The organism is Frankia tisae, from assembly GCF_025403405.1.
Lineage (GTDB): Bacteria > Actinomycetota > Actinomycetes > Frankiales > Frankiaceae > Frankia > Frankia tisai.
In genome coordinates this window covers 1-15496 of record NZ_JANEZT010000039.1, presented here as the reverse complement: position 1 = coordinate 15496, position 15496 = coordinate 1, and the positions used below count along the sequence as shown (strand labels likewise).

General features: G+C 68.6%; 12 protein-coding genes and 1 tRNA gene. 2 read left to right on the top strand and 11 right to left on the bottom strand.

The genetic code is table 11. The features are described 5' to 3' along the window. Positions 1–17: 17 nt before the first annotated feature. From NBZ85_RS06280 to NBZ85_RS06245, 8 genes are all read right to left on the bottom strand, one after another. Positions 18–1094 carry an ABC transporter substrate-binding protein gene (locus NBZ85_RS06280; protein WP_261561632.1) on the bottom strand — a complete coding sequence of 359 codons (1077 nt, stop codon included), beginning with the start codon at positions 1092–1094 and terminating at the stop codon, positions 18–20. A gap of 56 nt (positions 1095–1150) precedes the next feature. Then, on the bottom strand, positions 1151–1948 hold the full coding sequence (locus NBZ85_RS06275) for an ABC transporter ATP-binding protein (protein ID WP_372517673.1): 798 nt from the start codon (positions 1946–1948) through the stop codon (positions 1151–1153). Beyond that, complete coding sequence (locus NBZ85_RS06270; RefSeq protein WP_261554672.1) at positions 1932–2825, bottom strand: ABC transporter permease; 894 nt, start codon at positions 2823–2825, stop codon at positions 1932–1934. The genes NBZ85_RS06275 and NBZ85_RS06270 overlap by 17 nt, the downstream gene beginning before the upstream one ends. Then, complete coding sequence (locus NBZ85_RS06265) at positions 2822–4462, bottom strand: rhodanese-like domain-containing protein (RefSeq protein ID WP_261561631.1); 1641 nt, start codon at positions 4460–4462, stop codon at positions 2822–2824. The genes NBZ85_RS06270 and NBZ85_RS06265 overlap by 4 nt, the downstream gene beginning before the upstream one ends. A gap of 30 nt (positions 4463–4492) precedes the next feature. After that, a complete protein-coding gene (locus NBZ85_RS06260; RefSeq protein ID WP_261554674.1) occupies positions 4493–5272 on the bottom strand; it encodes an SDR family NAD(P)-dependent oxidoreductase in 780 nt (259 codons plus the stop codon). 466 nt (positions 5273–5738) lie between these two features. After that, positions 5739–6638, bottom strand: coding sequence for a TauD/TfdA dioxygenase family protein (locus tag NBZ85_RS06255; RefSeq protein WP_261554675.1), 900 nt, complete (start codon positions 6636–6638; stop codon positions 5739–5741). A gap of 568 nt (positions 6639–7206) precedes the next feature. Next, positions 7207–8061, bottom strand: a complete 855-nt coding sequence (locus NBZ85_RS32565) for an IclR family transcriptional regulator (RefSeq protein ID WP_261554676.1) — start codon at positions 8059–8061, stop codon at positions 7207–7209. Continuing rightward, positions 8058–8939: a TauD/TfdA dioxygenase family protein gene (locus tag NBZ85_RS06245; protein ID WP_261554677.1), complete on the bottom strand. Its 882-nt coding sequence runs from the start codon at positions 8937–8939 to the stop codon at positions 8058–8060. Before NBZ85_RS06245 ends, NBZ85_RS32565 begins: the two co-directional genes overlap by 4 nt. Before the next feature lie 353 nt (positions 8940–9292). Between NBZ85_RS06245 and NBZ85_RS06240 the strand changes: the two genes are divergently transcribed. Then, positions 9293–13042: an ABC transporter ATP-binding protein gene (locus NBZ85_RS06240; protein ID WP_261561630.1), complete on the top strand. Its 3750-nt coding sequence runs from the start codon at positions 9293–9295 to the stop codon at positions 13040–13042. 132 nt (positions 13043–13174) lie between these two features. On the opposite strand, the gene NBZ85_RS06235 is transcribed toward NBZ85_RS06240, so the two are convergent. Next, on the bottom strand, positions 13175–13594 hold the full coding sequence (locus NBZ85_RS06235; RefSeq protein WP_261554679.1) for a Rossmann-fold NAD(P)-binding domain-containing protein: 420 nt from the start codon (positions 13592–13594) through the stop codon (positions 13175–13177). Positions 13595–13819: 225 nt separating this feature from the next. Next, positions 13820–14266: a GNAT family N-acetyltransferase gene (locus NBZ85_RS06230; protein WP_261561629.1), complete on the bottom strand. Its 447-nt coding sequence runs from the start codon at positions 14264–14266 to the stop codon at positions 13820–13822. Between the two features lie 505 nt (positions 14267–14771). Between NBZ85_RS06230 and NBZ85_RS06225 the strand changes: the two genes are divergently transcribed. Beyond that, positions 14772–14856: transfer RNA gene (locus NBZ85_RS06225), tRNA-Leu, on the top strand. Here the strand turns inward: NBZ85_RS06225 and NBZ85_RS06220 are convergent. Further along, positions 14838–15266, bottom strand: coding sequence for a hypothetical protein (locus NBZ85_RS06220; protein WP_261561628.1), 429 nt, complete (start codon positions 15264–15266; stop codon positions 14838–14840). The genes NBZ85_RS06225 and NBZ85_RS06220 overlap by 19 nt on opposite strands. Positions 15267–15496: the final 230 nt, after the last annotated feature.

The window sequence follows — 15496 nt, the reverse complement described above, 5'->3', positions numbered from 1 at the left end:
TTCCTTTACTGGCGCTGTCATGACGGCACCGCGACGGCGTCGAAGATCGGGTTGAACACCTTCGAGATGTCGTAGTCGTGCTTCACCCCGTTGGCTTTGAAGGCCGCGTCGACGATGGCCTGCTGGTCCTTGATGAACTGCGGGTCGCCGATCTGGTAGAGCTTGCCCGGCTTCTGCGTCTCGAAGTTGATCTTTGCGATCGCCGGAGTCTGCTTCAGGACGCTCTCGTAGATCTTGGTGACCTCGGCCTCGTGGTTCGGGTACCAGACGCTGTAGAACGTGCTGAACCGGCCGAAGAAGTCCTTCGCCGCCGCCAGCTTGGCCTGTTCCGTCAGCACGTCCGGACGGGTGATGAAGCCGGCACCGCCGCGAATCCCGAGGCTTTCGTTGTCGATGAGCAGTTTGGCCTGGCCCGAGTCGACGACCTTGGCAACCGAGGTGTAACCGGACACGACCGCGTCCACCTGCCCGGCGACGAACGCGGCCGCCGCCGACTGGTTGTCGGGCAGCCGTACCGGCTTGATGTCGTTCAGGGTCAAACCGGCCTGAGCCAGGATCTTCACGTAGCCGGCGTAGATGTTGCCGCCGAAGTTGTAGGCGATCGAGTGGCCCCTGAGGTCCTGGATGCTGTTGATGTTCGCCGACGTCCTGACGTAGAGCGCCGGGGACGGGTGCGGGTTTCCCGGCGCGCTGTAACCCGCGATGGTGTAGATCTTCGGCTCGCTCTTGGACAGGTCGGTGTCGGCGTTCGCGGCCTCGAACGCAGCGGTGTTCTCGCCGACCAGGCCGAAGTCGGTCGCCTTCGAGTACAGCGCCGAGATCTGCGCGGCGGGGCCCGAGATGACCGGGGTGTCGAGCTTGTACGGCAGATTGTTGAACAGGCCCGACGCCTTGAGTAGCGCCGGGTAGTCGGCGGTCTGGAAGCCGAAGGTCAAGGTGACGTTCGACTGGTCACCGGAATGACCAGTCGACCCGTTCTCGGTGGACCCGGAGGAGCTGCTGCAGGCCGCAAGGGTCGCGCCGAGCACGACGACGGAGGTGAGCGCGGCGAGCCGGCGACCGGCGCGGGCCGTGAAACGGGCAGGGACGGACACGAGATTTCTCCTTGCAGGGATTGGGCGGTGGATCGGGGCGGAACGTTCGAGGTCGGTCAGGAACCGATCTCGGCCAGAGCCGCCGCGCGCGCCGCGCGTCCGACGCCGAGCTTGTCGAGCAGTTGCTGGCGCAGGTCCTGGAACCGCGGGTCACTCCGGCGGCGGGGCTCGTCAATGTCAACGGTGACGTCGACGCCGATGGAGCCGTCGGAGAGGATCAGGATCCGGTCGGCCAGCAGGATTGCCTCGTCGACGTCGTGGGTGACGAGGAGTACTGCCGGCCTGTGTCGCTTGACGAGCTCACCCACCAGGTCATGCATCCGGATGCGGGTCAGCGCGTCGAGTGCGGCGAAGGGCTCGTCGAGCAGCAGCAGTCCAGGTTCGGTGGCGAGCGCCCGAGCCAGCGCGACCCGCTGGGCCTCGCCGCCGGACAGCGTCACCGGCCACGCGTCGGCGTGCGTGGCGAGGCCGACCTCGGCGAGCGCCGCTATCGCGCGACCGCGCTCATGCCGCGCTCGACGGCTGCCCAGCACGACGTTGCGCCAGACCCGCCGGGCCGGAACGAGCCGTGGTTCCTGGAACACCACCGACCGGGCCTTGGGCGCCAGTACCTGACCACCGTCCGCGGCGTCCAAGCCGGCCAGGATGCGCAGCAGGGTGGTCTTGCCGGCTCCGGACGGGCCCAGCAGCGCGATGAAGTCACCTTGGCGCAACCGCAGATCGACGCCGTCCAGCACTGCTCGGTCACCGAACACCCGCCGGACACCGCGCACATCGACGATGTATTCCTCGGCCGCAGAGAGGACCTGGGGCGGTCCGGCCGTCGTGTCGAGGGGTTCAGCCGATGGTGACACGGGGTCTCCAGGGGAGTGCGAAGTGTTCGACGAGCCGCATCACGATGTCGACGACGATGCCGAGCAGCGCGTAGATCAGGATCCCGGCGATGACGATGTCGGGGCGTTGGTTCTGGTTGGCGTTGTTGAGCAGGTAGCCGATGCCCGCGCGGGCGTTGATCTGCTCGGCCAGGACGAGGGCGAGCAGAGCCACGCCGGAGGCGTAGCGCAAACCGGTGAGGGCGGCGGGCAGCGCGGTCGGCAGGATCACCTGAGTGGCCAGGCGCCAGCCGCGTAGCCCGAAGATCTGGCCTGCCTCGACGAGCTTCTTGTCGATGCCGCGAACCCCGTGGTAGGTGTTCAGGTAGACGGGGAAGACGGTCGCCGCGGCGATGAGGATCAGCTTCGGCTTCTCGCCGATGCCGAACCAGGTGATGAACAGCGGCACCACCGCGATGAAGGGGATGGTGCGCAGCATCTGCAGCGGCGCGTCGAAGATCTCCTCGCCGAGCTTCCAGAGCCCGGCGAACAGGCCCAGGCCGAGGCCGATCGCGACGCCGAAGAACAGGCCGATGCCGGCACGTCGCAGTGACACCGGCAGCGCTGCCTGAAGGTCACCGGCCGTCCAGAGTTCCTTGTAGGCCTCGAGTATCTTGCTCGGCGGTGGCAGGGTGAACTCGTCCACCCAACCGACCGCCGAGGCCAGCTGCCACAACCCGACGAGCAGCACCGGGATCGCGAACCGCAGGACGCGTCCCCGCCAGGTTCGTAGGGCGGCGCGAGCCGGGCTGCGCCTGCCTCGCGCCGTCAGATCCTCGACGACGGTCCGGGTTACCGGCTGCGCAGCGACCTCGACCGAGCCTCCGGCGGCCGATACCTCGAGTTCGGTCGTGGTCATGCGGCCGCTCCGGGCGAGGAGAACCTCTTGAACGGGACGGTGTCGTCGACGTCGAGCTCGGCCACCAGGCCGAGCTCCCACGCCAGGTAGTGGCGAAAGGCGGCCTTGCGCCGTTCCGGGTCGGTCTCGCGCCAGCCCGAAGAGACGGCGTCGTCGGCGTCGTGCAGCCAGCTCTGGTTGTCGGACTCCAGCGGCAGGCCGGCCTCGCGCCAGGCGGCGGTGCCGCCGGCTAGGGCCCGCACCGGACGCGACGTCACGCCGGACAGGTCCCGGGCCGCGTAGCGTGCCAGCAATCCGTCGTCGCTGGTGAGCACGATCGTTCCGTCCCCCGGGATCGAGTCGGCGGACCCGGCCAGATGCGACCGGATCGCGAAGGCGGCACCGGGGATGTGCGCCTGCTTGTATTCGAAGCTCGGCTGTAGGTCCAGGACCGTGATCGAGTCGGCGTCGTTGAGAAGCGTCTGCAACGCGGCGGGGGTGATCGACTCGACGGCGTCGGGCTCGTCGAGGGCGACTCGTGCGACCGCGCCGGTCTCGAGCTGCTCCCCGGCGAAGGCATCGGTCAGGACGTACACCTCGCCCCAGCCGACCTGCTCGATCCAGGACGCCGCGACAGTGGCGCGCACCCCGTCGTTGTCGACCAGCACGATCCGGCCGTTGTGGGTGGCGATGTACCGGAACACCCAGGGCGCGACGTCCCAGCTCGGTGCCGACACCGTCTCGGCGAGGTGTCCCGCCTCGAACTCCTCCGGGGGACGGACGTCCAGGACGTACAGGGATCGGTGGTCGGTCTCGGAGCGGAACCGCGCGAGCGTGGCCTTGTCGATCGACCGGATGCCGAACCGGTCTCGGATACGCCCGGCCGCGGCGTGCGCGTCGTCGAGGGCGGCACCGCTCGGCAGCAGCGCGGCCGAATGCTTGCCGTGCTCGAGCTCGTGCCCCTCGAGCACCCACGACTGGGTGCCGCCTTCGAGAGCGACCACCCTGTTCGGCAGTCCAGCGTTGATGAGGACCTGCGCGCCGAGAATGCTGCGGGTGCGTCCGGCGCAGTGGACCACAACCAGGGAGTCGGGTGATGTCACGACCCCAGCCGCACGGTAGACCAGCTCGGCGCCCGGGATCGAGGTCCCGCCCGGCAGGCTGTGATTCCCGAATTCGCCGATCGGACGGCTGTCGAGCAGGACCACGTCGTCACCGGCGGCGACCTTGGCGAGGTAGTCCGGGACGCTGATGTGCGGGGTGTCGTACACCGCCTCGATCCATTCGCCGAACGCCTGGCCGATCACATGGTCGCCACCGAACTGCACCTTGAAGCCCGCGTCGGCCCAAGCGCGAAGGCCCCCATCGAGGATTTTGACGTCCGTGTAGCCGAGCTCGGAGAGCCGCGCTGCGGCGCGCTCGGCAAGGTCGTCGTTCTCCCCGCCGTCGTAAACGATCACAGGGGTGCTCCGCCGCGGTACGAGCCCGTCGATCCGCAGCTCGAGGGAGCTGAGCGGCACAGCCACCCCGAGCAGGATCGAACCCTTCTCGGCCGTCACCCGCGCTTCGCGGACGTCGAGGAGCGCGAACTCCGCGGAGCTGGCGAGCAGGGTGTGCAGGTCGGTCGCGCCGATTGTGGACGTGGCGAGGGTGGTCATGGAAACCCTTTGGGTGTAGTCGGGCCGTGGTCAGTAGTAGATGAATCCGGGGATGCCGCCGCCGGCAACGATCCCGTCGCCGGTGATGGCGACGCTGCGGGGCGAGGCGAGGAAGGCCACGACCCATGCGACCTCTTCGGGTTCGACGACGCGGCCGATGACGTTGTTGATGTGTGCGTTGCGGGTCGCTTCGTTGATGACCGTCCGGTTCTGCAGTTCCTCGTAGCGCTCGGTGCGGGTCGCACCCGGGTGCACGACGGTGACATTGATGCCGTACTTGCCGACCTCGTCGGCGACGTTCTTCGTCAACGCGGTGACGCTGGCATTGCGGACGGAGCCGATGACCGAGACGGTCTGGCGAGAGCCGGTGCCGCTGATGTTGATGATGCGGCCCCACTTGTTCTCGATCATCAGCGGGACAACGGCGCGAATCGTGCGCAAATAGCCAATAACCTTGACGTTGATCTGCCGCTGGAACCACTCGTCGGTGGCATCGGTGTAGCTCGGCCCGAGCTGTGCGGGCTGCTCGGCCGCGTTGTTGACGAGGATGTCAACGCCGCCGAGTTCGCGGCGGACGGTCTCGACGAGGGCCCTGACCGAGTCGTCGTCCCCAGTGTCGGCAGTGACCGCGAGGACATTCGCACCGCCCTCGTCGTTGATGCGCTTGACGGCGTCGTCGAGAACGCTGGAACGTCGGGAGGTAATGGCGACCGAGGCGCCTTGCCGGGCCAGTTCGAGGGCGATGGAATAGCCGATGCCGGTACCGCCGCCCGTGACGATAGCGCGCTTACCATCGAGCTGGTAGCCCATGTGGGAGTCCTTTCGTGGGTAGGGAAATATGTCCGACGACAGGTCGGCTACGGACATGCCGCAGAGGTGCGAGGTGGCGGCGGGGCCGGCCAGGAGAAGGCCGTCCGGCTTCACTGATCGAGGACACGAACCGGCCCTAAGACATGGCGCGGCCGAGCCGCGGCGGACCGCCGCTGACGGTGAGTAGGGGGGCTGCGCTACAGCATCAACAGGCGCCGGCGATGACTCGCATGAGGTCGACCTTGCGTCGCGCGGTCAACCTGAAGGAGCGCAGCATACTTTTCACTATACCTATAGTTTGTCTCTATGCCTATATTTGGAGAGTATTTTAGAATCTATATGTAGAAAGTTTTTTCGAAGATCAATACGATGTGCGTCGTACACGGAGACGGTCCGGGGTGGGTGGCCTTGCCACCGGCCGTGGCGCCCTCGACGCGCTCCGCCTCGGCCGGGGGCCCCGGCGCCGTCACGGCGCTTCGGCCGGAGACGCGGCGGGACCGACGGGAACGGAGCCGCGCAGCTGGACGCGATGCACGATGCGTGTCTCGGCAAGGTCGAAGTCGGAGACCCGACGGTGCCAGATCGCGCGGTTGTCCCAGAACGCCACGTCACCTTCGCTCCACCGGTACTGGATCACGTTCTCCGGCTGCAGGGCGTGGTCGTAGAGCAGGTCCAGCAGCGCGCTGCTCTCCAGCGGCGAGAGGCCCTTGATGTGGCGGGTCATCTGAGGGTTGACGAACAGGCCCTTCCGGCCGGTCTCGGGGTGGACGGCCACGACCGGGTGCTCGACCGTGCTGCCATCCACTGGCTGGCCCTCCCACGACCCGATGGCGCTGATATGCCCGCGCCGGCCGGCGTAGGCACCGACGTCGTGAACTGCGACGAGCCCGTCGAGCAGGTTTTGGATCGGCCGGCTCAGCGAGTCGTAGGCCGCCTGGGCCGACGCGAACGCCGTCGTGCCGCCGATCGAGGGCAGCTTCACGACGTTGAAAACCGAGCCAGCGGGCGGGGTCGCCTGGAAGGTGATGTCGGCGTGCCAGCCGTGGTGGCGGTTGCCCTTGCCGAAGTCCTCCGGGTGCCGACGGCTGTCGAACTCGACGACCTTGCGGTGCTTGTCGTCGAGGGGGGACAAGATTGCGCTCGGCGCGGTCAACTCGCCGAACCGCTCGGCGAACGCCGTCTGCTCGTCCGGGCCGATGTGCTGGCCGGGGAAGAAGACGACCTGGTAGCCGAGCCAAGCGCGCCGGATTGCCGCGACCTCGTCGGCCTCCAGCGGCCGGCTGATGTCGACGCCGGTGATCTCGGCCCCGAAGTGGGCAATGAGCGGACGGATCTCGATCTGGGTGGGAACGACGGTGGTAGCCATCGACGCGATCCTCGCCTTCGGTCTCGCCGGTTAGGGGAAGGTCCTGAACGGAACGGTGTCGTCCTTAGCCTTTTCTGGGCATCGCGAATCGCACACGGGAACCTGTGGTCGCCGCGTGGGTACGGAAGAATGAGAAGGCGGGGCATGGCGGAACCGCGCCTATGACGGATACGGCCGCGCAGAGACACGAACGGGCGTCCCGATGAGGGGGAACCGGTGTCGAAATACCTGGGCGCATAGCGCCTCGCGCCCGGCTGGCGGCCGAGAGCCTTCACCGTGGAATCAACTGGCCGAAACGGACGCGCTCCGGCGCCGTCGACTCACGTCACTAGAGTGGACAGACCGCGGCACTGTTACGCATGAGATCGACCGCGCGCCGTTGGGTCAAGAGCCACCCACGGTCGGACGGCCGCGGCGCTTTGACGTGGGCGCGGCGTTGGTCGCTCCGCGCGAAGCGGCGGTCGACGGTCACAGTGGCCTCCTTGAGCAGTGGCCACGCTACCCGGTACGCGAACCCTGGTAAAGGGTTATTTCCCGCGATGCGGCAAACACCACTGATCCGGTGGACTTAGCATGCCTCGTCCGGCTGGGCGACGGCGCCGGCGGCGTCGCGCAGGAGCGCACGGGGCAGGCTGAGCGCACCCGCGGCGGCCGCGAGTTCTAGGCCCAGCTTCGGCACCGCCTCGGGGGGGAGCGACTCGGTGGTGCCGACGACCCCCAGCGAGGCCACCACCTGCCCGTCGTCGCCGCGGACCGGCACGGCGACGCCACGCTGGTCCGGTCGGTGCTCGAGGGCCTCCGCCGCGTACCCCCGGGACCGGGTAAGGTCGAGGTCCTCCGCGAGGTTCCCGGCCGAAGTGATCGTCGATGGGGTGAACCGCGGCAAGGAGTCGAGTGCGTCTCCCGTGCCGTAGTCCGCCTGGCCGACGTCGGGCACGGCGTAGGCGAGGAGCACCTTGCCCAACGCCGTCGCGTGCAGCGGAAGGCGGGGTAGCTCGCGCGCGTCGGGCACGGCGGAGCCGTCCGCCCCGACGCGCAGCACCGTTTCCACCGCGCCACCGACGCGCACCACGAGAGACACCGGCAGCAGCGTCCGCACGGCGAGGCTCTCCATCACCTCCCGCGTGCTCGCGACGTCGCCGCTGTCCAGGACGGATCGGGCGAGGCGGAGCAGGGAGGGACCCGGCAGGTAGCGCTCCGAACGCGGGTCGTGCCACAGCAGACCGGCCTGGGCGAGCGTGCGGAGCAACCGGTGCGCGGTGCTGGTCGTCAGGCCCGTGGCGGCGGCGAGTTCGGTGAGCGTTTTGTCCTGACGGCTGTCGGCGAAGCAGTTCAGCAGGCTCGCCGCCCGTCGGACGGACTGGACTGTGTTCGGGTCGGTTCTCGCCACCCGCCCAGTATCGAGATCCGCGGCGACCGTCACCGAAGGTCGTCTGCTGGTCCGGTGGATTGCACGTCGTACACGCTCACTCGGTGAAGGATGCGCGGCCCGGAGGTGTCGACGACGCGCATCAGAAGCACGCGCATGTCGGCCAGTACGACCGTGCCCGGCTGCGCCGTGTACGACGCCTCGTGCTCCGGCCGGGTCAGGTGGTTGATGAGGCGGCTCAGTAGGCGGCGGCCCTCTGCCGGCGGCACCCCGACGAGGGACTGGGTGCTCCAGGGGTCGATGAACAGGCCCAGCCGGCCCGTTTCCGGATGCACACGCACGACCGGATGCTCCACCGGGTCGAGGCGGGTGATTTCGCGCCCGTTCCAGCAGCCTGGGCCGAACGCGCGCACGTACTCGTCCAGGACCGGCGAATGGTGCACGGCGCGCAGCGGGCGTATCCGAGCCTTGAGATCGCCGTCGAGGCTGTCGTAGGCCGACTCGGTCGACAGCCACTGCAGCCGGGTGCCGCCGGGAGGAGCGACCCGCAGGTAGAGCACAGAGACCGCGGCAGGCTCAGGCATGTAGGGCATGACGCTGTGCCAGGCGTCCAGAGCGCCGTCCCACCGTCGGTTGTCGAAGACCTTGATCTGGGGGTACATGCGGTTGAGTCCAGGGATCACCGCGCTCGACGGGGTGACCCGGCCGAACCGGGCGGCCAGCGCCACGTGCTGGTCGGGGTCGAGGATCTGGTCGGGCAGCGCGACCACACCGTTGCGCAGCATGAGGTCGCGCAGCGCCGGGCCGCTCGGGCCGGTGGCCGCGGAGAGATCTCCCCCGCGCACCTCGACGCCGAACCCGGCCAGCAGCCGGGTCACCGACGGCAGATGCTCAAGCGTCGCGACGTCGTCTCGACGAGTAGAGTCGACCATAGCCCTATCTTCACATAATCGATCGAGATATATCCCATCTTGAGCCATCGCCGGGGCGCCGGGCTTGGCCGGGCGGGTGATGACTGTGCTCATGACGCGAGCTACGTCAGCAGTGCGGCTGGCTCGCGCAGGGGCAGGGGCGGCAGGACGACGCTGCGCGGCAACCTGGGACTACCACCGCTGCCGTCGGTAACCCGCTGACCGCAACCCGTCATTCATCGAAATCTGGCGGATCCAGGTCATGGTCCGCGTAGCGAAAGCTGGTTGCATGTCCGGCTCCGGCTTCGTAGAAACTAAGGCATGCTAACGGTCGCGGTCTGGCGTCTGCTTAATCCCACGCCGTTGGTAGCACGGTGAGCGGCCGGTACCGAGGAACCCTGCGGATGCTGGGCCCGCTGCTGGGCCGGAACGTGCGTGACATCCGGATCGGCATCGCCCTGGCGGTCCTCGGCCAGGCCACGCTGGCGATGCTCCCACTGATCCAGCAGGTGATCATCGACGACACGATCCTGACCAGGCATCGTTCGCTGGCCACCTGGATCGCGATCCTCGTCGCCGCGGGGCTGGTCAGCTTCGTCCTGCAATACCTGCGTCGGTCGATCGGCGGCAAGGCGGCGACGCGCAGCCAACGCGACCTCCAGTTGCGCGTCCACCATCACCTGCAGTACCTCGACGCCTCCGCGCGGGCCGCCTTCCGCACCGGCGACATCATGTCCCGGGCGACCTCGGACCTGACGCTGATCCAGATGTTCCTGCAGCAACTGGGCATCGCGTACGGGAACCTGACCCTCCTGGTCGTCGCGCTCGGCGTGATGCTGTGGCTGTCACCGGTGCTGACCCTGGTCATGGCGGTCTCGGTGCCGACGTTCGTGGTGGTCGCGACCCGGTTCCGCGCCCGGACCTTCCCGGCCACCTGGACGGACCAGCTCTACAAGGGCTCGGTGGCCGGCGTCGTCGAAGAGGCCGTCACCGGCGTGCGGATCGTCAAGGCGTTCGGCCAGGAGGCGCAGGAGCAGGAGGCGCTGAGCGCCGAGGCGCGCACGTTGTTCCAGTCGCGACTTCGCGCGGCGCGGATCACCTCGGTATTCACCGCCTCGCTGGACGCCTTCCCCGGGCTGACCCAGCTCGCCGTGCTCGCGCTGGGCGGGTGGCTGGTCATGCGGGGGGAGGTGACCCTCGGAGTCCTGCTCGCGTTCTCCAGCTACGTCCTCCAGCTCGTCACGCCGGTCCGTTTCCTGTCCAGCATCCTCACCACGAGCCAGCAGGCTCGGGCCGGCGCAGCCCGCCTCGTCGAACTCCTGTCGGCCGAGTCGCGGGTGCGGGAACGCCCGGACGCCGTGCCCCTCGCGCGGCCGGCCGGGCGGCTCGAGTTCGACCACGTCGATTTCGCCTACCCCGGCGGCGAGCCGGTACTACGCGACATCACCCTGCGCATCGAGCCGGGGGAGCGGATCGCGATCGTCGGCGCCTCCGGTTCGGGCAAGTCGACGCTGGCGCTGTTGCTCGCCCGGTTCTACGACCCCACCTCCGGAACAGTGCGCGTCGACGAGCGGGACGTCCGCGACTACACGCTCGCCTCGTTGCGCGCGGCCGTGGGGATCGTGTTCGAGGAGGGCTTCCTCTTCTCCGCGACGATCCGGGACAACATCGCCTTCGCTCGTCCCGCCGCCTCCGACGACGACGTCGAGCACGCCGCCGTCGCCGCCCACGCCCATGGCTTCATCTCCAGCCTCCCCGACGGCTACGCAACCGTGGTCGGCGAACGGGGCTACACCCTCTCCGGCGGGCAGCGGCAGCGCATCGCGCTCGCGCGGGTGGCCCTGGCCAATCCGCGTGTGCTCGTGCTGGACGACTCGGCCTCGGCGATCGACACCCGCACCGAGCATGCGATCCACCGTTCCTTCGAGGAGGTGCTCGCCCAGCGGACGACCGTCCTGATCGCCAAGCGGTACTCCACCCTGCAGCTCGCCGACCGGGTCATCGTGCTGGACGGTGGCCACATTGTCGACCAGGGCACGACCGAGGAGCTGCTGGCCCGGTCGGAGCTGTTCCGTGAACTGCTGGCCGGCCCCGAGACCGAGCTCACCGAGCTCACTGGCGCTCAGGTGCCCGCGTTGGACCCCACGGCTTGGCCGCGGGACGTGTCGCGGCTAGGCGCCGCCAAGGTCAGCACCTATGCCGGCGACGCGGCGGCCCGATCCTCGGTCGGGGGTGGCGGGCACCCCGGCGACACCGCGCGGTTGGCGGGCCTCGCGACCATGTCGCCCGAGCTGTTCGCCGCTGTGGACCGGTTGCCCCCGCTGAGCGGCGAGCCGCACGTCGATCTCGACGCGGCGGCGTCCGCCCGGGAGGACTTCGGCATGCGCGACATCTTCCGGCCGTTCGCCGCACCCCTGGCGTTCGCGGCCCTTCTGACGGTCGTCGACGCCGTGTTGGGACTGACCACTCCGGAGCTGATCCGCTTCGGCATCGACCACGGGGTCCTGCGCGAATCGCGGCGGGTGCTCCTGGCGGTGTGCGGCATCCTTCTTGCGTCGCAGCTGGTCAGCTGGGCGAACCAGCGGCTGATGACCTTCTACACCCAGCGGACCGCGGAAAGGATGTTGTTCGGCCTGCGGGTACGGACGTTCGCGCACCTGCTGCGGCTGTCGCTGAGCTACTACGAGCGACACCAGGCCGGCAAGATCATGACCAGGATGACCTCGGATGTCGAGGCGTTCGCCCAGCTCCTGCAGCAGGGCCTGGTCACCGCGACGGTGAGCCTGATGACCTGCGGCGGCATCGCCGTCGTTCTCGGGCTGTCCGACCCGTCGCTCGCCCTCGCGGTCTCGGTTCTGCTCGTACCCCTGGTGATCTCGACGCTGTGGTTCCGCCGGGTCTCGACACGGACCTACCTGATCGCGCGCGAACGGATCTCGCTGCTGTACGCCGATCTGCAGGAGAGCCTGTCCGGGGTCGACGTCAGCCAGGCGTACAACCAGCAGGCCGCCAACGAGGCACGGTTCCGGTCGCTGGCCGAGTCGTACTGCGAGGCGCGGTCGCGTTCGTTCGAACTGATGGCGCGCTTCTTCCCGTTCCTGCAGCTGCTGAGCACGATCGCGAAGGCCATCGCGCTGTCGGTCGGGGCTCACCGCATCGAGCAGGGGTCGCTCAGCTCGGGCCTACTGATCGCGTTCCTGCTCTACCTGGATCAGTTCTTCACCCCGATCCAGCAGCTGTCGACGGTGTTCGACCAGTGGCTGCAGGCCCGGGTCGGCATGACCCAGTTGCGCGAGTTGCTGCAGACCCCGATCGGCACACCCGAAGCGGTGGACCCCGTCGTGCCCGGGCGGCTGCGCGGCGAGATCCGCCTCGAGCGCGTCAGCTTCAGCTACGAGAGCACCGGCCTGGTCGCCATGGACGACGTGTCGCTGTCCATCCCGGCCGGCCAGGTCGTCGCCCTCGTTGGCACCACCGGGGCGGGCAAGTCCACCCTCGTGAAGCTCGTGGCCCGCTTCTACGATGCCAGCGACGGGACGGTCCGCATCGACGGTGTCGCCCTGCGAGACCTGGATCTGGCCGCCTACCGCCACCAGCTGGGTTTCGTGCCGCAGGAACCCTTTTTGTTCTCGGGGACCATCCGTTCCAACATCGCCTACGGGCGGCCGTCCGCCTCCGACCTCGACGTCGAGCGCGCCGCGCGCGCGGTGGGCGCACACGAGTTCATCGCCGGCCTGCCACACGGCTATCTGACGTCCGTCAGCGAGCAGGGCCGATCACTGTCTGCGGGGCAGCGTCAGCTCCTGAGCCTCGCGCGGGCACTGCTCGTCGATCCGGCGATCCTCCTGCTCGACGAGGCGACGGCCAACCTCGATCTGGCCACCGAGGCGCGGGTGCAGCGGGCCATGGGGCTCGTCGCCGCCGGGCGCACCACCCTGCTCATCGCCCACCGGTTGCAGACCGCACGCGCCTCGCACCGGATCCTCGTCGTCGACAACGGCCTTATCGTCGAGGACGGTACGCACGACACGCTCCTCGCTCGCGGCGGTCGCTACGCGGGCCTCTGGGCGGCGATGGCACAGCGGCCCGCGCCCACGTTGACACCGGACGCCCGGGGGGACTGAGAGCGGGACCCGTGCTCACCGCAAGCGCGCCGGCCTCGAGGGTGTGCGTTCCGCTGCGGCGCCTGCGACCGCGCGATGCAAAGGCCACTGGGCCCACGCCGCCGCCCAGCACACCCTGCACACCGCCACCGGTCAAACCTGAGCCCGAAGCACACGCGTCGAACGAGGACGATCGGCCGCTGATGACCAGAAGTCGCTGGTGGACCTATCTTCGTAGTACTTCCTGTTGCGCGTCACGCACTCCCGCACGGTCTGTGGCTCTTTTCCACCCGCTGTCTTCACCACGTCGTTGGTGCCCGCGAACACCCCGTTGACGTAATCACTCGCGACCGGGCGCAGGTGCTGGCCGGTGTATTCGCCGAAGCCTCGGTTCTGCAACTCCTTCGTGAACTCGTCGAGACTGACGAGCCGATAGGTGACCGGCCTGCCCAGCGCCTGCGTCATCTCCTCCGCGATCTCGTAGTGGTTCAGCTCCTTCGGGCCGAACAGCGGGTAGACCCGTCCGGCGTGCGGCGCGGGGCTCACCGGGATCACGGTGATCACGGTGATCACGCGAGCCTGGTCCTCGGCCGCGATCGGGGCGTGCCGGCTGTCACCGAAGGGCAACGGTAGCGTTCCGTCCGGCGGGTAGAAGGACACCAGCCATGCGGCGAAGAAGGTCGGACGCAGATGGGTGGCCGGAACAGGCGACCAGTCCAGAATGCGCTCGGCCAGCCAGTGCTGGCGTGCGGAGTTCTCCTACACAAGTCTGGCGGGAACGACCTAAAGTGCTGCCGCCTATCGGAGCGGTGTGACCCATCTACGCCACTCCTCCTGCGACTGGAAGCCGGCCGCCCGCCACAGCATGTGGCCGAGCTCGTTGTCCTCGAGCACCATCGCGTCGAGGCGGGTCGCCCCCAGCGAGCGGAGCCGGGCGGCCGCGGCGTCGAGCAGCGCGCGGCCGATGCCCTGACGTCGCATGCCGGGGTGGACGGCCAACCGGTAGAGGTGCGCCCGCCAGCCGTCCCAGCCCGTTATCAGCGAGCCGACGATCCGGCCGCCCTGCCGCGCGACCAGGCAGGCGTCGGGGTCGCGGATGAGCAGGATGCGCACGGCGTCCGCCGTGTCCGCCGGGCGTGACTCGTTCTCCGCCGCGGCCTCCCACAACGCAAGCAGGTCCGCCACGTCGGACAGGGAGGCACTGCCGATGCTGAGGTCATCGGGCCGCGGATGGCCCTTGGTCATGGCTGGCACCACCCAAGTCTCCCGCATTACCCGGTCATCATCCCGGCATCGCGCATCAAAGATCAGCAGGCTCGCCTGGCATGGCCGCCGACCCGGTCCCGGGGACCTTCGCAATGGTCATCCGTGCTCTCGGTGACCTGCTCATCAGCGCTCGCGGTGGCCGCTTCGCGTCGCTGTCGATGGCCGGGATGCTGCGGGAAAGACCATCCTGGCCGACGAAGTCGCCACAGCCTCGCCGTACGGGGCCGCCCCGCCATCCGGGCCAGCGTCGACGCCTTCCACCGGCCGACCGCGGTCCGTCGACGGCGAGGGTCCCCTCCCCTGAGGGCTACTACTTCGACGTCGCAGAGGTCCACCGGCAACTCGGCCTACGCTTGACCTAGCGGGGTCCGGTGTTCCGCGCCCCCACGGCCTTGATCTGCCGGTGGCCGGGGGTAGCGCCAGGCACTCGCTCCGGCCGTGTAACATCGCAGACGTACGCGGGTGAGACACCCCGCGACCACCTGTCCGGGTGGCGGAATGGCAGACGCGCTAGCTTGAGGTGCTAGTGCCCTTTATCGGGCGTGGGGGTTCAAGTCCCCCCTCGGACACGATCCATTACCCCACAGTAGGTTGCGCTGATCTTCATGTCGGCCCTTACTGTGCTGGTCGTGGGTTGGTAGGTCAGTCGCAGGTTGAGTTGGCGGTACAGGTCAGCCTTCTCTGCGGGCTCGGCCTCAGCGAGCGCGCTGGCCATGTCGCCGAGCGTCTCGACCATGGTACTGATCTCCTCGCGGGTCAGTGTTCGTTCCTCTTCCTTCCTGGCCTCGCGGAGTTTCCGTTCTGCGGTGGTCTTCTCTGCTTGGGCTTGGGCGATCCAGCCGGTGACGACCACGGGGTCGGCGCCGGCGTCCAGGGCCGCTCGGTAGCGGGCCAGCTTGGTGTTGCTCTCTTCGATCGCCCGACGGGCCTGAGAGACGGCGAGATCGTCGGATGACGGACTGGCCTGGGCTGCCGCCATGGCCTGCAGGGTGTCGGACAGCTGCGGTGGTGCGAGCGCGCGGGCGATCCACCTGTCGAGCGTGGGCAGGATGATGTCCTCTCGGACGAAGACGTTCGCCGGGCCCTGTCTGTCAGACTCCCGTGAGACATGAGGATCATCGAGACCTCGGTAGCGTAGGGCGAGACGGGATCTTCAGGACCAGTGACGTTGACCATGGCGGACATGGCCTCCTCGAAGCGGGAGGATGG

Bases quoted from the DNA above. Each gene is read 5' to 3' on its own strand.
- NBZ85_RS06270 (WP_261554672.1), bottom strand. From the start codon at position 2,825: ATGACCACGACCGAACTCGAGGTATCGGCCGCCGGAGGCTCGGTCGAG.
- NBZ85_RS06265 (WP_261561631.1), bottom strand. From the start codon at position 4,462: ATGACCACCCTCGCCACGTCCACAATCGGCGCGACCGACCTGCACACC.
- NBZ85_RS06260 (WP_261554674.1), bottom strand. From the start codon at position 5,272: ATGGGCTACCAGCTCGATGGTAAGCGCGCTATCGTCACGGGCGGCGGT.
- NBZ85_RS06255 (WP_261554675.1), bottom strand. From the start codon at position 6,638: ATGGCTACCACCGTCGTTCCCACCCAGATCGAGATCCGTCCGCTCATT.
- NBZ85_RS06245 (WP_261554677.1), bottom strand. From the start codon at position 8,939: ATGGTCGACTCTACTCGTCGAGACGACGTCGCGACGCTTGAGCATCTG.
- NBZ85_RS06230 (WP_261561629.1), bottom strand. From the start codon at position 14,266: ATGACCAAGGGCCATCCGCGGCCCGATGACCTCAGCATCGGCAGTGCC.
- NBZ85_RS06220 (WP_261561628.1), bottom strand. From the start codon at position 15,266: ATGGCGGCAGCCCAGGCCAGTCCGTCATCCGACGATCTCGCCGTCTCT.